Raw genomic sequence first — 21679 nt, 5'->3', positions numbered from 1 at the left:
GGCCGCCCGGGCGGCCGGACCGGTGGCGGGCTGGACCCCCTCGGACGCACCGCGCACCCTGGCCGGCCTCGGCGCGAGCCCCGGCCTCGCCATCGGCCCGATCCACGTCCTCGCCGCGCAGGACCTCACGGTGCCGGACGAGCCCGAGCCGCTCACCTCCGGCGCCGACCGCCTGCACCGGGCGCTCGCGGCCACCGGCGACCAGCTCCGGGCGCTGGCGGACGACACCGAGCGGCGCCTCGGCAAGGCCGATGCCGGCATCTTCAGGGCCCAGGGCGAGCTGATCGCCGACACCGACCTCATCACCCTGGCCTGCCAGGGCATGGTCGAGGGCCACGGCGTGGCATTCGCCTGGAACGCCGCGGTGGAGCGGATGGCCGCCCGGCTCTCGGCCCTCGGCAACCCGGTTCTCGCCGCCCGCGCCGCGGACCTACGCGACATCGGCCGCCGGGTGCTCGCCCAGATCGATCCGGCCCTCCGGGGCGGCCACGACCTGCCGGACGTGCCCTGCCTCCTGATCGCGCCCGATCTCGCCCCCTCCGACACCGCCGGGCTCGACCCCGCCCGGGTCATCGGGCTCGCCACCGCGCAAGGGGGCCCAACCTCGCACACCGCGATCCTGGCCCGGACCCTCGGCATCCCGGCGATGGTCGCGGGCGGCGCGCGCCTGCTGGCCCTGGAGAACGGCACGCGCGCCATCCTCGATGGCACCACCGGCCGCCTCTACCTCGATCCCAGCGAGTCCGACCTCGCCGCCGCTGGGCTGTGGCAGGTCCGGCAGCGCGAGCGGGCCGAGGCCGAGGCACGGGAGCGGGCGCGGCCCGCCGAGACCCGCGACGGCCACCGGGTCGCCGTCGGCGCCAACGTCAACACTCCCGAGCAGGTGCCGCTGGCCCTCGACCAGGGCGCGGAGGGCGTCGGCCTGATGCGCACCGAGTTCCTGTTCCTGGAGCGCGGCGACACCCCCTCCGAGGACGACCAGTACGAGACCTATTCCGGGATGCTGACGGCGCTCGGCGGGCGCCCGCTGATCGTGCGCACCCTCGACATCGGCGGCGACAAGCAGGTCGCCCACCTGCACCTGCCGAAGGAGGAGAACCCCTTCCTCGGCGTGCGCGGCGCCCGCCTGCTGCTGCGCCGGCCCGACCTGCTGGAGCCGCAGCTGCGCGCGCTCTACCGCGCGGCCAGGGATCGCATCCCGGCCGACGCCCCTACCGGCAAGGCGGCGCCGCTCTCGATCATGATGCCGATGATCACCTCGGTCCCCGAAGTGTTGAAGCTCCGCGCCATCTGCGAGCGCATCCGGGCGGAGGTCGGCGCGCCGCCCGTGCCCCTCGGCCTGATGATCGAGGTGCCGGCCGCCGCGATCCAGGCGGATGTGCTCGCCCGCCACTGCGACTTCTTCTCGATCGGCACCAACGACCTGACGCAATACGCCCTCGCCATCGACCGGCAGAACCCCGAGCTGGCCCCCGAGGCCGACTCGCTCCACCCGGCGGTGCTGCGGCTCATCCACATGACCTGCGAGGGCGCGGCCCGGCACGGGTGCTTCGTCGGCGTCTGCGGCGGCATCGCGGGCGACCCGTTCGGGGCCTGCCTGCTCGCGGGGCTCGGCGTCGACGAGCTGTCGATGACGCCCCGCGACCTGCCCGGGGTGAAGGCGCGGCTGCGCGCCTCCGACATGGCCGAGCTGCGGGCGCTCGCGGTCCGCGCCTGCGAGCAGGAGGACGCGGCCGCCGTGCGTGCCCTCGACACCCCGATCGCGACCGGAGCCTGAGCCATGCTGGCGACCCTCACCCTCAATCCGGCGATCGACCAGACCGTCACCCTCGACGCGCTGAGGCCCGGCCAGGTCCACCGCGCCCGCTCGGTCTGGGCGGATGCCGGCGGCAAGGGCGTCAACGTCGCCGCCTGCCTCGCCGATTGGGGCCTGCCCGTGGCCGCCACCGGCGTGCTCGGCCAGGACAACGCTGCACCCTTCGCGCAGCTTCTCGCCGCCAAGGGCATCGACGACCGCTTCGTCTGGGTGCCGGGCGAGACCCGCACCAACCTCAAGCTCCTCGACGCCGGGACGGGCGAAACCACCGACATCAACCTTCCTGGTCTCGATATCGGCCCCTCCACCCTCGAGGCGGTGCGGGCGGTGCTCTCGGAGCTGGCCTGCGACGGCAGCCTCGTGGTGCTAGCCGGCAGCCTGCCGCGCTCGCTTGCCCCGGACACCTACGCCCGGCTGACGGGCGCCCTGCGCGCCCGCGGCGCCCGGGTGGTGCTCGATGCCTCCGGCCCCGCTCTCGCGGCCGCTCTCGCGGCCGGACCGGACGCGCTGCCGCACGCGATCAAGCCCAACCGCGCCGAGCTGGAGGAATGGGCCGGTCGCCCCCTCGCCGAGCCCGCCGCCCTGCGCGAGGCCGCCCGCCGGCTTCAGGCCTCGGGCATTCCCCTCGTCTGCGTCTCGCTCGGCGCGGAGGGCGCGCTGTTCGTCTCACGGGACGGCGCGCTGCAGGCCCTGCCGCCGCCCACGACGATCGCGAGCACGGTCGGCGCCGGCGATGCGCTGGTGGCCGGCCTCGTCGCCGGCCTGCACGAGGGCCTCGCCCTGCAAGACCTCGCCCGGCGGGCCCTGGCCTTCGCGGCGGGCAAGCTCAGCCGCACGGGCGCCAACCTGCCCCCGCGCGACGTGGTGGCCGCCATCGCCCGGGAGATCCGGGTGGCCCCCCTGAACTAGGCGCGACCCGCGTCCAAAAACCCATGTCCCAGGAGGAACCCATGTCACAGGAGGAACCCAAGTCACAGGAGGAACCTATGGCACAGCTCCTAGCGGTGGTGGGAGGCGGCGACCTCTCCACCCACGCCGTCCTCGCGGCCGAGGCCCTGCGCAGGGCGGCCGGACGGCGCAACGCGGCGCTCGCCCTGGAGATTCGCGGCAAGGGCGGCGGCAACCCGATCCCCGAGGCGGCGATCCGGGAGGCGACGGCCGTGCTTCTCGTCGGTGACGGCGATCTCGGCGAGGGCCGGTTCGGGGCGCTGGCCCGGGCGCGGGCCGCCATCGACGAGGTGCTCACCGACGTGAATGCCGTGCTGGACCGCCTCCTGGCCGGCGCCGCGGAGACGCCCGGCGCGTCCGCGCGCGCGGCGACTGGTCCCAGGAGACTCGTGGCGATCACCTCCTGCCCCACCGGCATCGCCCATACCTTCATGGCCGCCGAAGGGCTCCAAGCCGCGGCCCAGGCGCTCGGCCACGCGATCCGCGTCGAGACGCAAGGCTCGGTCGGCGCCCGCGACGCCCTGACGGCGCCCGAGATCGCGGCGGCCGACCTGGTCATCATCGCCGCCGACACCGGCGTCGACCGGGCGCGCTTTGCCGGCAAACGGCTCTATGCCACGACCACCAAGGCGGCGATCCGCGACGGCAAGGGCCTGATCGCGACCGCGCTCGCCGAGGCGCAGCTCGCGGCCGCGGGCACGGCCGAGGCGGCGCCGACGACCGACGGTCCCGCCCGCCCGGCGGCGGCCGAGCGGCAAGCCGGCGCCTACAAGCACCTGATGACCGGCGTCTCGTTCATGCTGCCCTTCGTGGTGGCGGGCGGGCTGCTCATCGCCCTCGCCTTCGCGGTCGGCGGCATCGACGTCCTGAATCCGGAGAAGGCCGGCACCCTCGGCTACGCCCTGGGCGAGATCGGCGCCAAGGCGGCCTTCGCCCTCATCGTCCCGGCGCTCGCGGGCTACATCGCCTCTTCGATCGCCGACCGCCCCGGCATCGCGCCCGGCATGATCGGCGGCATGCTCGCCGCCAACCTCCAGGCGGGCTTCCTGGGCGGCATCGCGGCGGGCTTCATCGCCGGATACGTCACGGCCTTCCTCAACACGCACATCCGGCTGCCCCGGAATCTGGAGGGTCTCAAGCCCGTCCTGATCCTGCCGCTCCTCGCCACCGCGATCACCGGCCTCCTGATGGTCTACGTGGTCGGCGTCCCCGTGGCGGCAGTGCTCGCCGCCCTCACCGACTGGCTGAAGGGCATGCAGGGGACGAGCGCCCTGCTGCTCGGCCTCGTGCTCGGCGGCATGATGGCGGTCGACATGGGCGGGCCGATCAACAAGGCGGCCTACGCCTCCGCCGCGGCGCTGCTCTCCTCCGGGGTCGACGCCCCGATGGCGGCGGTGATGCTCGGCGGCATGACGCCCCCGCTCGGCCTCGCCCTCGCCACCCGGCTGTTCCCCACCCGATTCACGAAGCCGGAGCGCGAGGCCGGCGGCGCGGCGGCGGTGCTCGGCGCCGCCTTCATCACCGAGGGCGCGATTCCCTTCGCCGCGGCCGATCCGCTGCGCGTCATCCCCTCCATGGTGGCGGGCTCGGGCGTTGCAGGGGCCATCGCCCTCGCCTCCGGCGTGACCCTCAAGGTGCCCCATGGCGGCCTGTTCGTTCTGCCGATCCCGAACGCGGTGACGAACCTGCCCGGCGCCCTCATCGCCCTGGTCGCCGGCAGTCTGGTCACCGGCCTGATGGTGGGCCTTCTCAAGAAGCGGGCGGCCTGACGCGGCGCTCGGGCCGCCCTCGGCGCGCGACGCGCCAGGGGCGGGGAAGGCCAACGGCGATGGGTTTCCGCCTTGGGCCGCCCCAATGGCGCCGGGCGCCGGTGCGTTCGGGCTGACGTCCCACATCGTCGACACGGGGGGAGGACATGAAAGCGGTCACAGCAACCGGGGTCGCGCTCGGCCTTTGCGCGGCGCTCGGCACCCAGGTGCGCGCGCAGGATGCGCCGCCCGTCCTCACACCTCCTATCCTCGCACCTTTTGGCGTCGCGCCGCCGGCTGCCGTCGCCGGGCCTCGCGCGGTCCGCCGCCCGCTCGTCAGCCGGATCGTGCGCCGCGCCCCCCTCCGCAGAACCTTCGGCGACGACGGCAGCGCAGCGGCCGCCGCCGACGTGCTCGGCCAGAGCGCGACGCCCCCGACCCTGCCGCCGGGCACGTTCGACCTCGGCAACGGCCTGTCGTTCCTCCTGAACTACACCGGCCAGGGCGCGGCCAACCCGGTCGGCGGGCTGCGCCAGGGCACGGCCTGGGCGGGCCAGCTCTTCTTCGGCCTCGACGCCGACCTGAACCGGCTCGCCGGGATCGACGGCGCCTCGGTCCACGTCGCGGTCACCAACCGCCACGGCCGCAGCCTCGCCCAGGACGTGATCGGCAACAACACGTCGGTCCAGGAGATCTATGGCGGCGGGCAGACCACGCGCCTCACCCTGCTGTCCTACCAGCAGAAGCTGTTCGACAACCGCCTCGACCTCGAAGTCGGGCGGCTGGTCGCCAACATCAATTTCCTGAATTCACCGATCTACTGCAATTTCCAGACGAATTCGGCCTGCGGCAACCCGACCTTCGTGTTCAAGACCTCGAACTTCACCTTCTGGCCGGTGTCGAGCTGGGGCGGGCATGCCAAGGCTTGGCTGACCGACACGCTCTTCTTCCATGTCGGCGCCTACGAAGTGAATCCGCGCCATCAGCAGCCCGGCGACAACGGCCTCGACCTTTCGGTGAAGGGCGCGACCGGCGCGATCGTGCCGTTCGAACTCGGCTACGCCACGACCTTCGCCAACGACGCGCGGCCGCGCCATTACGGCATCGGCGGCTGGATCGACCGCTCCGCCTACGCGGACCCGGTCCGCGACGTCGCCGGAGGCCGCGCGGTGCTCACCGGCCTCGATCCGCGGACGCGCTTCGGTCGCTCGGGCGTCTATGCGCGCTTCGACCAGATGGTCTGGCGCCCCGACCCGACGGGCATTCAGGGCCTGACCCTGTTCGGCGTGGCCATGGCGGGCACCGGCGGACGCCTCGTCGAGGATTACTTCCTGGAGATCGGCGCGGTGCAGACCGGGACCTTCGTGGGGCGCCCCTACGACACGGTCGGCTTCGTCATCAACCTGCAAGCCTTCAGCCCGCTGGCGTTGTCGAACATTGCCGCGGCACAAGCTTCGCTCGGATGGGCGCGAACCATTCCCGACCAGCAGATCATGATGGAGCTGAACTACGGGCTCCAAGTCTCGCCCGCGATCCGGCTGACGCCGAACCTGCAATACATCATCAACCCGGATCAGACCCGGTTCCCGTTCTACCGGAAGACCATCCCCGATACGTTGGTGGTCGGCGCCAAGCTCTCGGTGGACCTGTTCACTCTCACCGGCCTCGCCCGCGGCCCCGGAAGTCCCTGACGCCGAACAGAAAAACGGCGCGCCTTAAGGGGCGCGCCGGTCGAGGTGACTCGCGGTCTCAGGAACGAGCCGGATCAGTGTATGAAATATACCACCGGTCGTCCATGGCGCGCGGGTGACAGATAGCTGCAACTTTCACGTTTCCGTGTCCGCCGTTTCGCCCGTCGGCCAGGCGGCGAGGCGGTGCAAAAGGGGCGCCGCCGCGGCTTCCGCGGCCTGCTCGACGGCGCGGTACTGCCCCACCACCTCGGTGCCGAGGGGCGACAGCCGGGCCCCACCCCCGTCCCGTCCGCCGGCCTGGGATTCGACCACCGGCTGCCCGAAGCCGCGGTTCATCGCCTCCACCAGGGTCCAGGCGCGGCGGTAGGACATGCCGAGCGCCCGGGCTCCGGCCGCGATCGAGCCGTGCGCGGCGATGGCCTCGAGGAGCCGCACCTTGCCCGGCCCGAGCCGGTGGCCGGGCCCCAGATCGATACGCAGGCTCAGGCGCGCCATGGCCGGTCCGACGGGGGGCTGTCAGTTCTTCGCCAGGGCGTCGGCGAAGGCGACGATGCGGTTGCGGGCATAGGTCGGCACGCCCGCGCTGATCGAGGTGCCGGTGTTGAAGGAGGAATTGCCCATGAGCACCTGTACCGGCAACAGGTTCTTGAGCACCGGCACGCGGGCATATTCCTGCTTGCGGTCCAGCACGTCGGCCTTGATGGCGAGCGCCATGTAGGTGGTGACCACGGTGCGGTTCGGGTCGTTCGGCGCCGGCTGCATCACCGCCAGGAACTTGCCGAAGCGCAGGATCTGGTTGACCCAGAAGATCGTCTGTTCGAGGCCGCCCGCGACCGGCGTCTCGATCCGGGTCAGGGCGGAGAGGCCGGCGGCCTCCGCGGACGGCAACACCCGCAACTCGCTCTGGAACGAGACGAATTCGGCGACCTTCTTGGAGGAGCCGAGTTCCAGCTTGTTGGCGAGCTTCACCCCGAGGGGCAGCTTGCCTTCGAGGTCGTAGCGCGACTCGATGCAGACGCCGCCCGCCCCGCACCAGGGCCGGTCCGGACGCTTGGCGAAGGCGGCGGCCGGATCCTTGGTCGGGGTCGCGTCGGCGGGCTCCAGCCGCTTGTGGCGGATGACCGGGTCCATCCTGGCGAGGAAATCGAGCCCGGCGAAGGCCGCGAGATCGATGGACGCGGCGGGCTTGGCCACCATGAAGCGCCCCTCCGCGACATAGACCTTGAGACTCTCGTGGCGCTGCTTGGTCACGCCGTTGACGGTCTGGGGATAGTCCGGCTCGGTATAGCCGGGCCAGGGCGAGAGCGCCGCGGCCTCCGCGGGCCGCGCCTTGCGCCACGCCTCGAAGGCGATGAGGCCGTTCTCGGGATTGACCGACGCCGCCTCGCGGGAATCGCGGAACAGCACCGTGCCGGGCTTGAGGGTCGCGGCATCGGCCGGGTTGAGGGCCGCCACGTCCTTCACCCGGTCGGAGACCGGCATCGCCGCGGGCGCCTTCGCCGCGTCCTGCGCGCGGGCCGGACCAGCCAGCGTGGCGGCGGCGAGCAGGATGGCCGGGAGATGCTGTCGCAAAACGGACCTCGGGGTCGGAATGGGAGCGGGGAGGGGAGCACTGGGCTGTTCACGAAACGCCCGGCCACCGGTCGTTCTCGGTCCGGGCGCGGCCCGCGGGGCGGGCGTTCGATGAGCGGCCCTCAGTAGCGCGGGTCGTCGCCGAACAGGTAGTCGGGATCGCGGCGGCGCTGGCGGGTGCGCGGCTCGGGCTCGTCCTCGAAGGGCGAGCCGAACGGGGAGGGATTCACCTGCCCGTAGCGGTCGCGGCCGGGCCAGGGGCTCGGCTCCTCGCGCCGGTCGCGGCGCAGGCCCCAAGGATCGGCACTGCGAGAATCCGCGCCTCGGGGATCGGCGGTGCGGGCCTGACCACCGAAGGGGTCGTCGCTGCCGCGCCGGCCGCCGCCCATCATGTTGCCGAGAATGTCGCCGGCCACGTCCGCCCCATCCTCGGCAGTCCCGCCATCGCCGTCCTCGGCGTCCGGCCGCATGGCGTAGAGGGTCTCGCGGGGCACCAGCGCGAATTGCGTGTCGGGCACGCGCCCGTCCTTGAGGCGGAAATGCTCGATGAAGCCGCCGCCCGCGACCCGTTGGCCGCTGCGGGGTTCGATCGGCAGGTCGGCGATCAGGGCCTTGGCCTCGGGCGAGGGGGGCGCGAGGGGCGTGCGCGGCACGCCGTTGGCCCAGGCGGCCTGGACGATCGCGCGGGCGATCGGCACCGCGACATGGCCGCCGGTCTGGCCGCGGCCGAGCGTCTTGCGCACGCCGTCGGCGTTGTCGTAGCCGGCCCAGACCACGACCGTGATCTCGTTGGTGAAGCCGGCGAACCACGCGTCGTTCTCGTTCTCCGAGGTGCCGGTCTTGCCGGCGACGTAGGCGGAGATGCCGGCGAGCGCGGCGGCGGTGCCGTGCTGGGTCACGCCCTGGAGCATGGTCTTGAGCTGGTAGAAGGCGACGCGGTCGGCGGAGCCGATCCGCACCGGGGCCTTGACGGGGCGCGTGTAGACCGGCGTGCCGTCGCGCTCGATCGATTCCAGCGCGTAGGCGCTCGGCCGCGCCCCCTCGTTGGCGATGGCGGCGTAGAAGCTCGCCAGATCGATCATCCGCACGGCTTGCGCGCCGAGCACGAAGGGATAGTAGCGCTCGCACTCGGCATAGAGCTGGGCTTCGAGGGCGATGTCGCAGACCCGCTGCAGGCTCTGGGGCGCATCGCGCGCGATGCCGCCCTCCAGCAGGCGGGCGGTGACGAGGTTCTTCGAGAATTCGAGGCCGCGCCGGATCGTCGTCGCCCCCGAGCCGCCGCCGTCGTAGTTCTTGGGCGACCACGAGGCACCGATGCCGCCGATGGGCGGCAGCGTCACGGGGGCGTCCATCACCAGGGTGTTGGGCTGGAGGCCGGCGTTCAGCGCGGCGAGGTAGGTCAGCGGCTTCAGGGTCGAGCCCGGCTGCCGCACGGTTTGCGTCACCCGGTTGAGCTGGCTCAGGGGATAGGAGAAGCCCCCGCTCATCGCCAGGATGCGTCCGGTCCGGTTCTCCAGGACGATGGCGGCGCCCTGGACCGAGGGGCGCACGCGCAGGTCGGCGCGGAGGCTGCCCTTACCCTCGCGCAGGCGCACCCGCACCGCGTCGTGGAGCTGGAGCTTGCCGCGCGCGGGGCCGGGATCGAGGCTCGCGACGCGCCCGTCGGGCAGGCCGACCTTCACCCCGTTCTTGCCGGCCTGGAGCACCACCGCGAGCGGCCAGCGCAGATCGTAGAGGGGCGCCCGCGCGCTCTCCAGCGCCCGCTGCCACGCGGGCTTCGGGGCCGGCGGACGGGCGGGCACCGGCAGGGCCTTGGCCGCCCTCACGCCCCTGGGCAAGGGGACGGCGGGGGGGACGGCGGGAGGGACCGCGAGGGGCGCCGCGGCCGGCGCTTCGGGCGCGGGCGCCGGCGCGGCGGCCTCGAGGCGCTTGATCGTCTCGGCCAGATTGAGCTCCGGCCCCTCGTAGCGGGCCCGGCCGGTGCCGCGCTCATAGGTCGAGAGCCCCTCCTGCAAGGCGCCCTCCAGCGCGCTCTGCAGGCCGGCATTCACCGTCGCCCGCACCGTGTAGGAGGCGCTCGTCAGCGATTCGAGCCCGGCGAAGGTGCGCGACTCGCGGGCGACGTGATCGACGAGGTAGAACCCGGAATCGCGGCGGCTCGACTCCGGCGGCCGGATGCCAAGGTCGCTGCGGAGCGCCGCGTTCATCTGGTCCTCGGTAATCGCGCCCTCCTCCTTCATCCGGGTCAGGACGTAGGCGCGGCGCTCCCGGGCACGGTCGGGGTAGCGGTCCGGGCTGTAATAATTGGGGCCCTTCGGCAGGCCCGCGAGCAGGGCCGCCTCCGGCACAGTCAGCTGCCCGACCGACTTCCCGAACCAGGAGCGGGCCGCCATCTCGATGCCGTAGGCGCCCCGTCCCAGATAGATGCCGTTGAGGTAGAGCCCGAGGATCTGCGGCTTGGTCTGCAACCGCTCCAGGCGCGAGGCCACGATCATCTCGCGGATCTTGCGCTCGTAGGTGACGTCGTCGCCGACCGAGAGGTTCTTGACCACCTGCTGGGTGATGGTCGAGCCGCCCGCCGGCCGGCCCGGCGAGGCGAGGTTGCCGACGAAGGCGCGGATCACCCCACGCTCGTCGATGCCGTGATGGCTGTAGAAACGCTTGTCCTCGGCCGCGACGAAGGCTTGTCGGACGAGGTCGGGCACCCGATCGATCGCCACGATGAGGCGTCGCCCGTTGGGCTCGAAGGTTTCGGAATAGGGCTGGCCCGCCGAATCCAGGATCACGCTGGCGCTCGGCAGCTTGATGTCGCGCAGCGCCTCGGCCGAGGGCAGGTCGCGCACGGCGTTGTTGTAGAAGGCGATCACGGCGCCCGCGTCGAAGGGCGAGTTCGCCGGGTTCTCACCCTTGCAGAACTGCTTGTAGCTCGTGTTCAGCTCGGAGAGGTCGAGCCCGTGCAGGATCTTGGGCGCGTTGTCGCCCGCCACCGCGCTCGGATCCTCCATGGCGGTGGTGATCAGTTCGTCGAGGTTGATGTCCTCGATGTCGAAGCTCTTGCGCATATGGGCGCAGCCGTCGCGCAGGATCGCCACGACCGTCGCGCCGTCCTTGGCGGGGTCGAACTGCGTCCGCACGGCGTCGGGCCGCGTCGTGACCTGACTGAGCGTCAGCGCGGTCGCGAACAGCTTGATCAGGATGGCGTTCATCGAGCGTTCGGGTCACCCCACGACGGACCTCAACGCCCGTGCCCCCGATTAAGCCGCGCACAACGCGGCTGATTTGTGGACGGGAGGGCTTCGCCCGGAGCGTCCCGGCCATGCGCCGGGCGGCGGGCACCGGAGCGGAACGGGGGAGGGACACGGCGCGTCCGGATCCGCGGCGGGTCGCGCGCGCGGCGCGGGCCCGCAGGCGGGGCGACGTCGCGTGGCCCGGCCGGAGCGCCGGGCGCGCGGCGTCAGCGCAGGAGCTGGAGGATGCCCTGCTGGGCCTGGTTGGCGAGCGACAGGGCCGAAATGCCCAGCGACTGTCGGGTCGACAGCGCCTGCGAGTTCGCCGCTTCCTCGTTGAGGTCGGCGTTGGTCAGGTTGGCGGCGCCGGTGTCGAGGATGTTGACGAGGCGCTTGGTGAAGTCCTGACGGTTCTGCACGACCGAGAGGTTCGAGCCGAAGGTCGAGCTCGCCGAGCGCAGGGTGTCGGAGGCCCCGCCCAGGCTCGAGATCGTCGCCTTGATGTCGGTGTCGAGCAGGAACTTGCCCTGGCCGTTCACCGTCGCGCCGGAGCTGGGGCCGATCGCGTCGAGGCCGAGGCCGTCGGAGGTGAGGTCCTGGCCCTGGATGTCGAGGTTGGCGGTGTCCTTCTCGTTGAAGGCGATGTGCAGCTTGTTGGACGGATCGCCGTTCGAGATCAGGTTGATGCCGTTGAAGCTCGAATCCTTGGCCAGCTGCGTGATCTGCGTCAGCAGGCTGTTGAACTGGTCGGCGAGCTTGGCGCGGCCCTCGACGCCGGCCACCGTCAGGTCGGCGCTCTTGCTGATCGTGTCCTTGCCGGTGCCGTAGGTGTCGGCCGTGGTCGTGGCGCCCGCGGCGAAGCCGAGGGCGGTCTGGTCGGCCGCGGTCTTGAACTCCACGTCGGAGCTGGCGTTCAGCACGATCTTCTTGCCGCTCGTGTCCTTCGAGAACATCGTCGCGCCCGCCGAGGTGTTCAGCGCGCTGATCGCGGTGTCGATCGAGTCGGCGGCGGCGATGTTGGCGGTCTTCTCCTCGCCGTTGACGTAGAAGGTGACCGTGCTGGCGGCAGTCGAGTCGAAGGCGGTCGAGGCGGTGCCCGTGGTGGTCAGCTGGGTCGAGAGCGCCTGGTTGGCGGTGGATTTGGCCGAGTCGATCAGCTTCTGGATCGAGGTGATGCCCTGGTTGGCCGCCTGGACCGTCTGAACGCCGTTCGAGATCGAGTCGAGCAGCGCGCCCAGATCGCCCGAGCGACTGGTGAAGGATTGCGCGGTGAAGAAGTTGACCGGGTTGTCGAGCGCCGAGGAAACCTTCAGGCCCGTCGCGAGGCGATTCTGCGTCGCCGAGGTGAGGCTGGCGGTGTCCTGCAGCGAGAGCAGGTTCTGACGTGTGGCGGCGGAGAGTGTGACGCTGGACGACATGACTGGCTACCCGTTCAAAGCGCATGCCTAACCGGCATTAGGGTTAATTCAGCATGGTTCCGGTTTCCGTAGGGTTAACAATGAATTCGCCTGCGCCAACTTCTTCGTTCCGGATCCAAAAAAACGGCCGGAGCGAGGCTCCGGCCGTATTGTTTCAGGACAGCGGTGGCACCAGAACCTCGATCCGCCGCGCCGGGCGCGGCGGGCGCGGCGGGCGCGGCGGATCCGGGCGGCCTTAGCGGAGCAGCTGAAGGATGCTCTGCTGGGCCTGGTTGGCGAGCGACAGGGCCGAAATGCCCAGCGACTGGCGGGTCGACAGCGCCTGCGAGTTCGCCGCCTCGACGTTGAGGTCGGCGTTGGTCAGGTTGCCGGCGCCCTGATCGAGAACGTTGATCAGGTTCTTCGAGAAGGTCTGACGGTTCTGCACGACCGAGAGGTTCGAGCCGAAGGTCGAGCTCGCCGAGCGCAGGGTGTCGGAGGCCGCCGAAAGGCTCGAGAGCGTCGTCTTGATGTCGGTGTCGAGCAGGAACTTGCCCTGGCCGTTCGCCGTCGCGCCCGAATTCGCCTCGATCGCCTTCAGGTCGAGACCGTCGGAGGTGAGGTCCTGACCCTGGATGTCGAGGTTGGAGGTGTCCTTCTCGTTGAAGGCGATGTGCAGCTTGTTCGAGGCATCGCCGTTCGAGATCAGGTTGACGCCGTTGAAGCTCGAATCCTTGGCCAGCTGCGTGATCTGCGTCAGCAGGCTGTTGAACTGGTCGGCAAGCTTGGAACGGGCCTCGACGCCGGCGACCGTCAGGTCGGCGCTCTTGCTGATCGTGTCCTTGCCGGTGCCGTAGGTGTCGGCCGTGGTCGTCGCACCCGCGGCGAAGCCGAGGGCGGTCTGGTCGGCCGCGGTCTTGAACTCCACGTCGGAGCTGGCGTTCAGCACGATCTTCTTGCCGCTCGTGTCCTTCGAGAACATCGTCGCGCCCGCCGAGGTGTTCAGCGCACTGATCGCGGTGTCGATCGAGTCGTTGGCGGCGATGTTGGCGGTCTTCTCCTCGCCGTTGACGTAGAGGGTGACCGTGCTGGCGGCAGTCGAGTCGAAGGCGGTCGAGGCGGTGCCGGTGGTGGTCAGCTGGGTCGAGAGCGCCTGGTTGGCAGTGGATTTGGCCGAGTCGATCAGCTTCTGGATCGAGGTGATGCCCTGGTTGGCCGCCTGGACCGCCTGGACGCCGTTCGAGATCGAGTCGAGAAGGCCGCCGAGGTCGGAGGAGCGGTTGGACAGGGACTGCGCGGTGAAGAAGTTGACCGGGCTGTCGAGCGCCGAGGAAACCTTCAGGCCCGTCGCGAGGCGGTTCTGCGTCGTCGAGGTGAGGCTGGCGGTGTCCTGCAGCGAGAGCAGGTTCTGGCGGGTGGCGGCGGAGAGCGTGATGCCGGACATCGGGGGACGATCCTATTGGGTCTCGAAGCCGTCGTTTTGGCGGCGTCCCGAACCCTCGCCTTCCAGTCTTGCCGAGATCTTAATCGAGACCAAGAATTCGCCGGGATCCGCCCGGCTCCGTCAAGTCGATCCCAAGGTTCTCTCGTGATGGTTAAGCGAATGTCAGTCCCCACCCGACACACCGACCGATCAAGGAATCGCTAACCATGCCGCTCCGCATCGAACTCAAGCCCAACGAGCGGCTGATCATCAACGGCGCCCTGATCCGCAACGGCGACCGCCGCTCGGTCTTCATGATCGAGAACCAGTGCAAGTTCCTGCGCGAGAGCGAGATCATCTTCGAGACGGAGGCCGACACGGCCGCCAAGCGGCTCTGCGTCACGCTCCAGTTGATCTATCTCGCCGACAATCCGCTCGAGGCCGACGACCTTTTCGTGCGCCAGGCGAACCAGATGCTGGAGGCGGCGCCGAGCATGGCCCCCTATATCCTGGCGATCCAGGACGAACTGGCCGCCCGGCAGTTCCACCGGGCGATCAAGCGCGGACGCGATCTCATCGCCTACGAGCGCAGCCTGCAGCAGCGGCTCGATCCCGCGCGAGGGGAAACGTAGCGGGTCACGGTCCGACGGCGCCTATCAGACGATGCCGCTCGCCTCGTAGGGCCAGGGCTTGCCGAGATGATCCGCGACGCGGGCGGGATCGGAGCCCACCGCCGCCACGGCCGCCTGGACCTGCTCGACCGGCACCTCGAAGCGGCGCGCCCAGTAGGCCCGGTCGCGCGGCGCCTCCAGAACCACCACGGCGGGATCGCCGCTCGCCCCGCCGCTGCCCTCGTCCGCCATGCCCGTCCGCTCCGTGTCGCCCACCCGGGGACCGGGGGGCATCCGGGGGGAAACCGCCGGGGGGCAGGCGCGGGTTCCCGGTCTCAAGCCTGTTGCGGCGTGGCTGGGACGGGCCGGAGGGCGGGCGAACGGACCGCCTCCGGTGCGATGTGGAAGGCGGCGGGACGGCGGAACAGGACGTCCAGGCGCGTGCCCCGCACCCGCCGCTCGAAGGCGAGCGGCACAAGCACGGCCACGCCCGTGACGACGAGGCTCGCCACGCCGATATCGATGGCCAGCCCGGATTTCGCGATCGCCGTCCGGGTCAGGGCCATCGGCAGGAAGAAGCCGAGATAGATCACGATGGAGTTCTGGCCGCAGGTGCGCAAGGCCGCCGTCACGGGCCCGCCCGCCCGGCTCATCAGGCTCGCGAAGGCGACGATCGCCAGCGCCCCGACCGTCCCGAGGGCGAGGCTGACCCCCGGCAGGTCCGCCGCGGAGGGGTGGGCGTCGAGCCCGGTCGGCGCGAAGACCAGCACCGCCTCGATGACCGCCCAGGCGGCGAGCCCGGCCAAAGCGAGGCCGGCGCGCGCCCGGACCCGGTCGGCGAACCGGAAGATCCAGCCGGCGAAGAAATAGCCGCCGAGGAAGTAGACGTAGCGGCCACAGAACTCCTCGAGGAGAAGCGGCAGGTGGCCCCCCGGCATCATCTGGAGCAGGGCGGCGCCGGCGAGCAGGACGAGCGGGGGCACCCGCCGATGCAGCAGCTTCGTCACCACCGAGAACACGGCGAGCATGTAGACGAACCACAGCGTCGAATAGGGCACCACCAGCGCCTCGGCGAGGTGGAGGCCGAAGGCCGCGAGCTTGCCCCCCGTGCCGATCGCGTCGGCGGTGATCAGCCCCGCCTTGAACACCGACTGGATCACCACCCACAGGACGTAGAAATAGGCGAAGTGGACCACGCGCCGGTCGGCGAACAGGCGCCAGTCGCGGTCGATCACGCGGCCGAGGAAGAGGCCGGACAGCAGGAAGAAGTCGGGAATCCGGAACGGCTTGGCGAAGGCCACGACGGTGTGCATGAAGCCCTCGCCGCCGAGCGCCTCGCCGGTGCCGAGCGTCGAGTGCATCATCACCACGAGGACGATGCACAGGCCCTTGGCGACATCGACCCAGGCGAGGCGGGCCGCCTCCTCGGGATGCGGGCGGAGTGGGTGCGTGGCGCCAGCCATGGGAATCCGCGGGCCTCCTGAGGATCGGGCGATCGGGCACCGAGCCTGGCGGCGAGGGGTTAAGCCGGCCTCCATGGATGCGGGAAAGCGCGCCGGGCGGTTAACGAACGGGAAACGGCCTCACCGCGGGGCCCGGCCCTCGCCGCGCCGCGCGCGGGTCTGCCGGGTCGGCGCGTGGAAATCGTCGGGCTTGCCCCGCACCCAGTCCAGGAAGCGCGCGATCTCGGGGTCGGTCCGCAGCGCCTCGACCTCCGAGAGGCGCCGGGCGATTTCGGCCTCGCTGTAGCGAGCGTGGATCGCCGAATGGCAGATCTGGTGCAGACGCACCGTCGCGCCCCGGGCCCCACCTTTCAGCTTCGGTGTGAGATGGTGGAGGCTCTGGCGGGCGTGACGCGGGATCGGACGCGCGCACAGGGGACAGACCGGCAGGACCGCCGGGCCGGGCCCGTGGGTGTCCGGATCGTCGTCGCGCCAGCGCCGGACCCGCCGTCCCACCACGCGCCCCTCCCTCCCTGATCGCCTCCATCTGGGACGCGATCGAGGGCTCGGCAACGGGCCGGGACGGGCCCGCCGACGGCCGCGTGGCCGCAGGCCGGGACCAGTCGCCCCGACGGCTCCGATTCGGGCCGGTCACACCGGGAGGGGCGCGATCGGCCGCGTCGATCCGAGGGCGCGCAGGTTGGCCCGCGTGAGCTGGTCGATGGAGGCGCATCCCATCAGCCGCATGTCCCGCTCGATCTCGGTTCGCATCAGCCCCAGCGCGCGCTCGACGCCCGCCTGTCCGGCCGCCGCGAGGGGGAACAGGTAGTAGCGACCGAGGCCGACCGCCTTCGCCCCGAGGGACAGGGCCTTCAGCACATGCGTGCCGCGCTGGACGCCGCCATCCATGATCACGTCGATCCGGTCGCCCACCGCATCGACGATCTCCGCGAGCTGGTCGAAGCCCGTGCGCGAACCGTCGAGCTGCCGGCCGCCGTGATTGGACAGCACGATGCCGGTGCAGCCGATCTCGACCGCCCGCCGGGCATCCTCCACCGACATCACGCCCTTGAGGCAGAACTGGCCGCCCCATTCCCGCACCATCGCCGCGACGTCGTCCCACGACAGGGCGGGATCGAGCATCTCGGTGAAGTAGCGGCTGATCGAGAGCGCGCCGCCGCCCATGTCGACGTGACCGTCGAGCTGCGGCAGCTTGAAGCGCTCATGGGTCAGGTAGTTGATCCCCCAGGCGGGCTTCATGGCGAATTGCAGCATGCCCGGCAGGGTGAGCCGGAACGGGATCGAGAAGCCCGTGCGCTTGTCGCGCTCGCGGTTGCCCCCGGTGATGCTGTCGACGGTCAGCATCATGACCTCGATGCCGGCCCCCTTGGCGCGGTCCATCATCGCCCGGTTCAGGCCGCGATCCTTGTGGAAGTAGAACTGGTAGACCTGCGGGGCGCCGCTGATGCGGCGCGCCTCTTCCAGGCTCACGGTGCCGAGCGAGGAGACGCCGAACATCGTGCCGTACTTGCCCGCCGCGGCGGCGACGGCGCGCTCGCCCTCGTGGTGGAACAGCCGCTGCAGGGCCGTGGGCGAGCAATAGACCGGCAAGGCGAGCCTCTGGCCCATCACCGTCACGGACATGTCGACCGCGCCGACGCCGCGCAGCACGTTGGGCACGAGATCGTAGGACGCGAAGGCCGAGGTGTTGGCCCGGTGGGTGACCTCGTCGTCGGCGGCGCCGTCGATGTAATCGAAGATCGGCCCCGGCAGGCGCTTGCGCGCCAGGCGGCGGAAATCGTGGAAGTTGTGGCAGTGGGTCAATCGCATGTCGGGTCTCCGAGGGCGCGCGGGCGCCCTCCCCGGATCGGACAGGGGAGAGGCCGGGGGCGGGTGAGCGCCCCCGGCCCGGCGAGCCTTAAGGTGCGACCGCCGGCACCGGCATCGCCGGCACCATGGCGGTGAAGGGCGGCACGTAGGCCTGCAGCATCACCAGCACGCCGACGAGGCCAGCAAGCGCGATCGAGTGGAAGAAGACGTAGCGAAGAATCTTCGCCTCGCCGCCGTACCATTGCGTCGCCGTGGAGGCGACGACGATCGACTGGGCGTCGATCATCTTGCCCATCACGCCGCCGGACGAGTTCGCTGCGGCCATCAACGTCGGCGACAGGCCGAGTTGCTCCGCCGTGATCTTCTGCAAGCCGCCGAACAGCACGTTCGACGCCGTGTCCGAGCCCGTCAGGGCGACGCCGAGCCAACCCAGCATGGCGCCGAAGAAGGGATAGATGAAGCCGGTCTGGGCGAAGGCGAGGCCCAGGGTGGCGTCGGTGCCCGAATATTTGGTCACGTAGCCCAGGGCCAGCATGGCCGCGATCGTCACCAGGGAATAGCGGACGGCGTAGGCGGTGCGCCCGTACTCGCGCAGCAGCCGGACCGGGGTGAAGCCGAGGATCAGGCCGCCGACGATCGCCGCGAGCAGGATCCCGGTCCCCGTCGCCGAAAGCAGGTTGAGCGTGTAGATCGCGGCCTCGCTGACGGGCTTGGCCACGACGGGCGGCATCTTCTGCACGAGGCCGTGCAGGGAGGGCACCGGCATCCGCCAGACCCAGATCGAATCGAGCCAGGCGCGGAACTGCGGCGTGCCCCAGGCGAAGACGAAGACCGACAGGATCAGCCAGGGCATCCAGGCCCGGAAGACCACGGCGGGGCGGTGGGTCGTGCGCATCACGGCCGCGGTCGATGGCGCGTCGAGATCGGTGGCGGTCCAGATCCGGGCCGGCTGCCAGACTCGCAGGAAGCCCGCGAGCGCGCCCATCGAGCAGATCGCCGCGACCACGTCCACGAGCCAGGGGCCGTGGAAGTTCGAGACGAGGTATTGCGGGATCGCGAAGGAGAGACCGGCGACGAGCAGGGCCGGCCATACCTCCAGCATGCCCTTGCGGCCGGCAAAGGCCCAGATCAGCCAGAACGGCACGAGGACGGAGAAGAACGGGAGCTGGCGCCCGATCATCGCCGAGAGCTCGAGCAGGTCGAGCCCGGTGACCGCCGAGAGGGCAATGACGGGGGCGCCCAAGGCGCCGTAGGCCACCGGGGCGGTGTTGGCGATCAGGGACAGGCCGGCCGCCGCCAGGGGCGTGAAGCCGAGGCCCATCAGCATGGCGGCGGTCACGGCCACCGGCGTGCCGAAGCCCGCCGCGCCCTCGAAGAAGGCCCCGAACGAGAAGGCGATGAACAGGAGCTGCAGCCGCCGGTCCGGGGTGATCCCGGCGATCGAGTCGCGCAGGATGTCGAACTGCCCGGTCCGCTCGGTCAGGCGGTACAGGAAGATCACGTTCAGGATGATCCAGCCGATCGGCAGGAGGCCGAAGGCGGCGCCGTAGACCGCCGTGGCCCCGGCCATCCGGGCGGGCATGCCGAACCCGACCACCGCCACCGCCAGGGCCACCACGAGGCCGAGGAGGGCGGCCGTATGCGCCTTCATGTGCAGGAGGCCGATGCCGCCCAACAGCACCACGATCGGCAAGGCCGCGAGGGCCGTCGACCAGAACGGGCTCCCCAGCGGGTCGTAAACTTGGCTCCAGCTCACGGCGTGATCCTCCCATCGTATGCGAATGATCCGCGCTTGGACGCTGGGCAGCCTTTCGCGTCGCCCTGGACGCGTGGCGTACGCGTCCGGGGCAGAGGCCGTGCCCTCTGCCGTGCGGATCGCCCCGGTCCTGTTCACGAACCGAAGGCGATATTCTGGTAAAATGATTTTACCAGACGCGTCAATTGGAAATGGCGATTGCCCACACTACAGTCCTACGGTCGATCGTGAAGGAAGGCGGCGCCGACCGAGCCCTCCATGGGCCGGCACGGCCCGCCGGGAAGGCTGCGGCCGGTTCGGACGATCGAATCGTGACGCAGTGACGTGACGCCTCGCTCCGGATGCCGTGTCCCGGGCGAGGCTCCAGCGGGGGTGGGCGATGGAGCAGGACCCGATCAAGGGCGGGAGCGTCGCCGAGAGCACGGCCCGCCATCTCAAGGACCTGATCCTCGAAGGGGCCCTCAGCCCGGGCGATCTGCTGATTCCCGAGCGCGACCTCGCCGCACAGCTCAACGTGTCGCGCCCGACTCTGCGGCAGGGGATCAAGATCCTCGAGGAGGAGGGCCTGCTGGTTTCGACGCCGGCCGGGCGCTCGGTCGCCTCCCTCGGGCGCGAGATCACCGATCCGCTGATCGCGCTCATCGCCTCCCACGCGGAGGTCGTCGACGATTATCTCGAGTTCCGGGCGACGACGGAGCGGATGGCGGCCCGCCTCGCCGCCGAGCGCGCCAACGCCGTGGATCGGGCGCGGCTCACCACCTGCATGGAGCGCATCGAGCGCGCCCACGGGGACGGCGTCCAGCGCGAGGAGGCGGAAGCGGATGTCGACCTGCACATCGCGGTGTACGAGGCGAGCCACAACCTCGTCGTCCTGCACACCATGCGCGCCCTGTCGGGCATGCTGCGGCAGGGGGTGATCGAGAACCGGGAGAAGTTGTTCACCCGTCCGGAGACGCGCGATCAATTGTACGCCCAGCATCGGGCGATCTACGACGGCGTGATGGCGGGCGATGTCGAGGCGGCCGGCCAAGCCGCGGAGGCGCATATCCACTACACGCACCGGGCCCTCAACGAGATCAAGGCCTCGGAAGCGCGCCTCCAGGTCTCCCTGCGCCGCCTGAATGGCGGCCACGTCTCGACCCGGCGCAGGCCTGAGCGTTAGGCGCCCGAGACGATCGGTGTCGGGCTCGGCCGTTTTAGGGACGGCGGCGGCCCCCAAACGGGAAGGGGCGGGCCTCCCGGCCCGCCCCTTCCCGTCCTGATCGATCGGGCCGTCGGCGCTTACCGGGCGCCGGGCAGACGCTGGGCCATCGCGTAGTGCTGTTCCAGCACCGGCACGGCCTGCTGGGCGTAGTTGCGCAGCGCCGGGTTCGGGCCGGACTGGGCATAGGCCTGGTGCATCTGGAGCGACATCTGGTGCGACTGGAGCTGCTGACGGCCGTAGAGACGGTCGAATTGCGAGCCAGCCGGCGCGGCCGAGAGCTCGGCGAGCATCTGCTGCTGCTGCGGGCTCAGGCGACCGCCGAGGCCCGTGCCCGCGGTGGTGTCCACGTCGAAGGCCCGGCTGCCGGCGGCGGCTCCGCGCGCGGCGCCCGCGCCCGCGCCTTCAAGGCCACCGACCGGTCCGCCCTGCAGCGTCCCGCCGACGACACCCGCCGCAGCGCCCGTGGCGGCACCCACCGCGCCACCGGCCACCTGAAGCGGCGCTTCGAGCAGGCCGCCGATCGGCCCACCTGGGCCACCGGCCACCGCGTCGCGACCACCGCCGGTCAGCGCCACGGCCGCGGCGTGGTGATCGCGGATCGCTTCCTTGGCGAAGCTGCGCACCGCCGGGTTGCGGCTCTTCTGCAGGGCGATCTGGCTGGACTGAATCTCGAAGGAATTGGCCTGCAGCGCGTCCAGCCGGAAATCGCCCGTGCTCTGGGCGAAGGCGGGGGTCGCCATGACGGCGACGAGAGCGGACGCAACAGCGTAGTTCTTCAGCATACTTAACCTCAAATCAAGACAGATCGACATAAGTCGCAGCCTCGCCACCGGCTCAACCGGTCGAGGGGCGACATCGACTTCGACGCGTCAACCCTGTCGGTCCGTCATGGTTCCCGGACCATGAGGCCGTGCTTGCGATAGACTTCCCACGGTCGATGCGCCGGGCGCCGTCCGTGCCGCGCTCCGTTCGGGCCGGACCGGCCGGGAATGGGAAAAAGTCGTGAACGAGCGA

General features: G+C 71.0%; 17 protein-coding genes. 6 read left to right on the top strand and 11 right to left on the bottom strand.

From position 1 onward, the window contains the following. The 4 genes from ptsP to LW587_RS16275 all read left to right on the top strand — a co-directional run. On the top strand, window positions 1-1777 hold a 1777-nt coding region (gene ptsP, locus LW587_RS16290; RefSeq protein WP_232630642.1), incomplete at its 5' end, for a phosphoenolpyruvate--protein phosphotransferase. 3 nt (window positions 1778-1780) lie between these two features. Then, entirely contained in the window at window positions 1781-2725 is a 945-nt protein-coding gene (gene pfkB, locus LW587_RS16285; protein ID WP_232630641.1) for a 1-phosphofructokinase, read from the top strand. A 77-nt stretch (window positions 2726-2802) separates the two neighbouring features. Beyond that, complete coding sequence (locus tag LW587_RS16280) at window positions 2803-4533, top strand: PTS fructose transporter subunit IIC (RefSeq protein ID WP_232630640.1); 1731 nt, start codon at window positions 2803-2805, stop codon at window positions 4531-4533. A gap of 146 nt (window positions 4534-4679) precedes the next feature. Next, on the top strand, window positions 4680-6203 hold the full coding sequence (locus LW587_RS16275) for a carbohydrate porin (RefSeq protein ID WP_232630639.1): 1524 nt from the start codon (window positions 4680-4682) through the stop codon (window positions 6201-6203). A gap of 135 nt (window positions 6204-6338) precedes the next feature. Here the strand turns inward: LW587_RS16275 and LW587_RS16270 are convergent, their stop codons facing one another. The 5 genes from LW587_RS16270 to LW587_RS16250 form a co-directional block, all read right to left on the bottom strand. Next, on the bottom strand, window positions 6339-6698 hold the full coding sequence (locus LW587_RS16270; protein WP_232630638.1) for a winged helix-turn-helix domain-containing protein: 360 nt from the start codon (window positions 6696-6698) through the stop codon (window positions 6339-6341). 21 nt (window positions 6699-6719) lie between these two features. Then, entirely contained in the window at window positions 6720-7775 is a 1056-nt protein-coding gene (locus LW587_RS16265) for a hypothetical protein (RefSeq protein ID WP_232630637.1), read from the bottom strand. A gap of 122 nt (window positions 7776-7897) precedes the next feature. Beyond that, a complete protein-coding gene (locus tag LW587_RS16260) occupies window positions 7898-10981 on the bottom strand; it encodes a penicillin-binding protein 1A (RefSeq protein ID WP_232630636.1) in 3084 nt (1027 codons plus the stop codon). Between the two features lie 248 nt (window positions 10982-11229). Then, window positions 11230-12420 (bottom strand): flagellin N-terminal helical domain-containing protein, encoded by a 1191-nt coding sequence (locus LW587_RS16255; RefSeq protein WP_232630635.1) that lies wholly within the window; start codon window positions 12418-12420, stop codon window positions 11230-11232. A gap of 235 nt (window positions 12421-12655) precedes the next feature. Beyond that, entirely contained in the window at window positions 12656-13843 is a 1188-nt protein-coding gene (locus LW587_RS16250) for a flagellin N-terminal helical domain-containing protein (protein WP_232630634.1), read from the bottom strand. 206 nt (window positions 13844-14049) lie between these two features. On the opposite strand from LW587_RS16250, the gene LW587_RS16245 reads away from it, so the two are divergent. Next, window positions 14050-14454 (top strand): flagellar biosynthesis repressor FlbT, encoded by a 405-nt coding sequence (locus tag LW587_RS16245; RefSeq protein WP_232630633.1) that lies wholly within the window; start codon window positions 14050-14052, stop codon window positions 14452-14454. A 24-nt stretch (window positions 14455-14478) separates the two neighbouring features. Here LW587_RS16245 and LW587_RS16240 read toward each other — a convergent pair whose 3' ends face one another. The 5 genes from LW587_RS16240 to LW587_RS16220 all read right to left on the bottom strand — a co-directional run bounded on the left by LW587_RS16240 (window position 14479) and on the right by LW587_RS16220 (window position 19461). Then, window positions 14479-14685, bottom strand: coding sequence for a DUF3606 domain-containing protein (locus LW587_RS16240; RefSeq protein ID WP_232630645.1), 207 nt, complete (start codon window positions 14683-14685; stop codon window positions 14479-14481). A gap of 83 nt (window positions 14686-14768) precedes the next feature. Beyond that, the gene (locus tag LW587_RS16235) at window positions 14769-15896 is read right to left on the bottom strand and encodes an acyltransferase family protein (protein ID WP_232630632.1); all 1128 of its coding nucleotides are present in this window, start codon (window positions 15894-15896) and stop codon (window positions 14769-14771) included. A gap of 120 nt (window positions 15897-16016) precedes the next feature. Then, window positions 16017-16394, bottom strand: coding sequence for an HNH endonuclease (locus LW587_RS16230; protein ID WP_232630631.1), 378 nt, complete (start codon window positions 16392-16394; stop codon window positions 16017-16019). Between the two features lie 132 nt (window positions 16395-16526). Further along, complete coding sequence (locus LW587_RS16225) at window positions 16527-17705, bottom strand: alpha-hydroxy acid oxidase (protein ID WP_232630630.1); 1179 nt, start codon at window positions 17703-17705, stop codon at window positions 16527-16529. 88 nt (window positions 17706-17793) lie between these two features. Beyond that, window positions 17794-19461: an L-lactate permease gene (locus LW587_RS16220; protein WP_232630629.1), complete on the bottom strand. Its 1668-nt coding sequence runs from the start codon at window positions 19459-19461 to the stop codon at window positions 17794-17796. Between the two features lie 379 nt (window positions 19462-19840). Between LW587_RS16220 and LW587_RS16215 the strand changes: the two genes are divergently transcribed. Beyond that, a complete protein-coding gene (locus LW587_RS16215) occupies window positions 19841-20623 on the top strand; it encodes an FCD domain-containing protein (RefSeq protein ID WP_232630628.1) in 783 nt (260 codons plus the stop codon). Window positions 20624-20742: 119 nt separating this feature from the next. Here the strand turns inward: LW587_RS16215 and LW587_RS16210 are convergent, their stop codons facing one another. Next, window positions 20743-21447, bottom strand: a complete 705-nt coding sequence (locus tag LW587_RS16210) for a DUF4142 domain-containing protein (protein WP_232630627.1) — start codon at window positions 21445-21447, stop codon at window positions 20743-20745. Window positions 21448-21679: the final 232 nt, after the last annotated feature.

This window comes from Methylobacterium sp. Leaf118 (genome assembly GCF_920984675.1).
Classification (GTDB): Bacteria; Pseudomonadota; Alphaproteobacteria; order Rhizobiales; family Beijerinckiaceae; genus Methylobacterium.
This window is presented reverse-complemented; position numbering and strand designations above follow the sequence as displayed.

Coding starts and splice junctions, on each gene's coding strand:
- LW587_RS16210 (WP_232630627.1), bottom strand. CDS start 21,447: ATGCTGAAGAACTACGCTGTTGCGTCCGCTCTCGTCGCCGTCATGGCG.
- LW587_RS16270 (WP_232630638.1), bottom strand. CDS start 6,698: ATGGCGCGCCTGAGCCTGCGTATCGATCTGGGGCCCGGCCACCGGCTC.
- LW587_RS16245 (WP_232630633.1), top strand. CDS start 14,050: ATGCCGCTCCGCATCGAACTCAAGCCCAACGAGCGGCTGATCATCAAC.
- pfkB (WP_232630641.1), top strand. CDS start 1,781: ATGCTGGCGACCCTCACCCTCAATCCGGCGATCGACCAGACCGTCACC.
- LW587_RS16240 (WP_232630645.1), bottom strand. CDS start 14,685: ATGGCGGACGAGGGCAGCGGCGGGGCGAGCGGCGATCCCGCCGTGGTG.
- LW587_RS16250 (WP_232630634.1), bottom strand. CDS start 13,843: ATGTCCGGCATCACGCTCTCCGCCGCCACCCGCCAGAACCTGCTCTCG.
- LW587_RS16235 (WP_232630632.1), bottom strand. CDS start 15,896: ATGGCTGGCGCCACGCACCCACTCCGCCCGCATCCCGAGGAGGCGGCC.
- LW587_RS16255 (WP_232630635.1), bottom strand. CDS start 12,420: ATGTCGTCCAGCGTCACACTCTCCGCCGCCACACGTCAGAACCTGCTC.
- LW587_RS16225 (WP_232630630.1), bottom strand. CDS start 17,705: ATGCGATTGACCCACTGCCACAACTTCCACGATTTCCGCCGCCTGGCG.
- LW587_RS16275 (WP_232630639.1), top strand. CDS start 4,680: ATGAAAGCGGTCACAGCAACCGGGGTCGCGCTCGGCCTTTGCGCGGCG.
- LW587_RS16260 (WP_232630636.1), bottom strand. CDS start 10,981: ATGAACGCCATCCTGATCAAGCTGTTCGCGACCGCGCTGACGCTCAGT.
- LW587_RS16280 (WP_232630640.1), top strand. CDS start 2,803: ATGGCACAGCTCCTAGCGGTGGTGGGAGGCGGCGACCTCTCCACCCAC.
- LW587_RS16215 (WP_232630628.1), top strand. CDS start 19,841: ATGGAGCAGGACCCGATCAAGGGCGGGAGCGTCGCCGAGAGCACGGCC.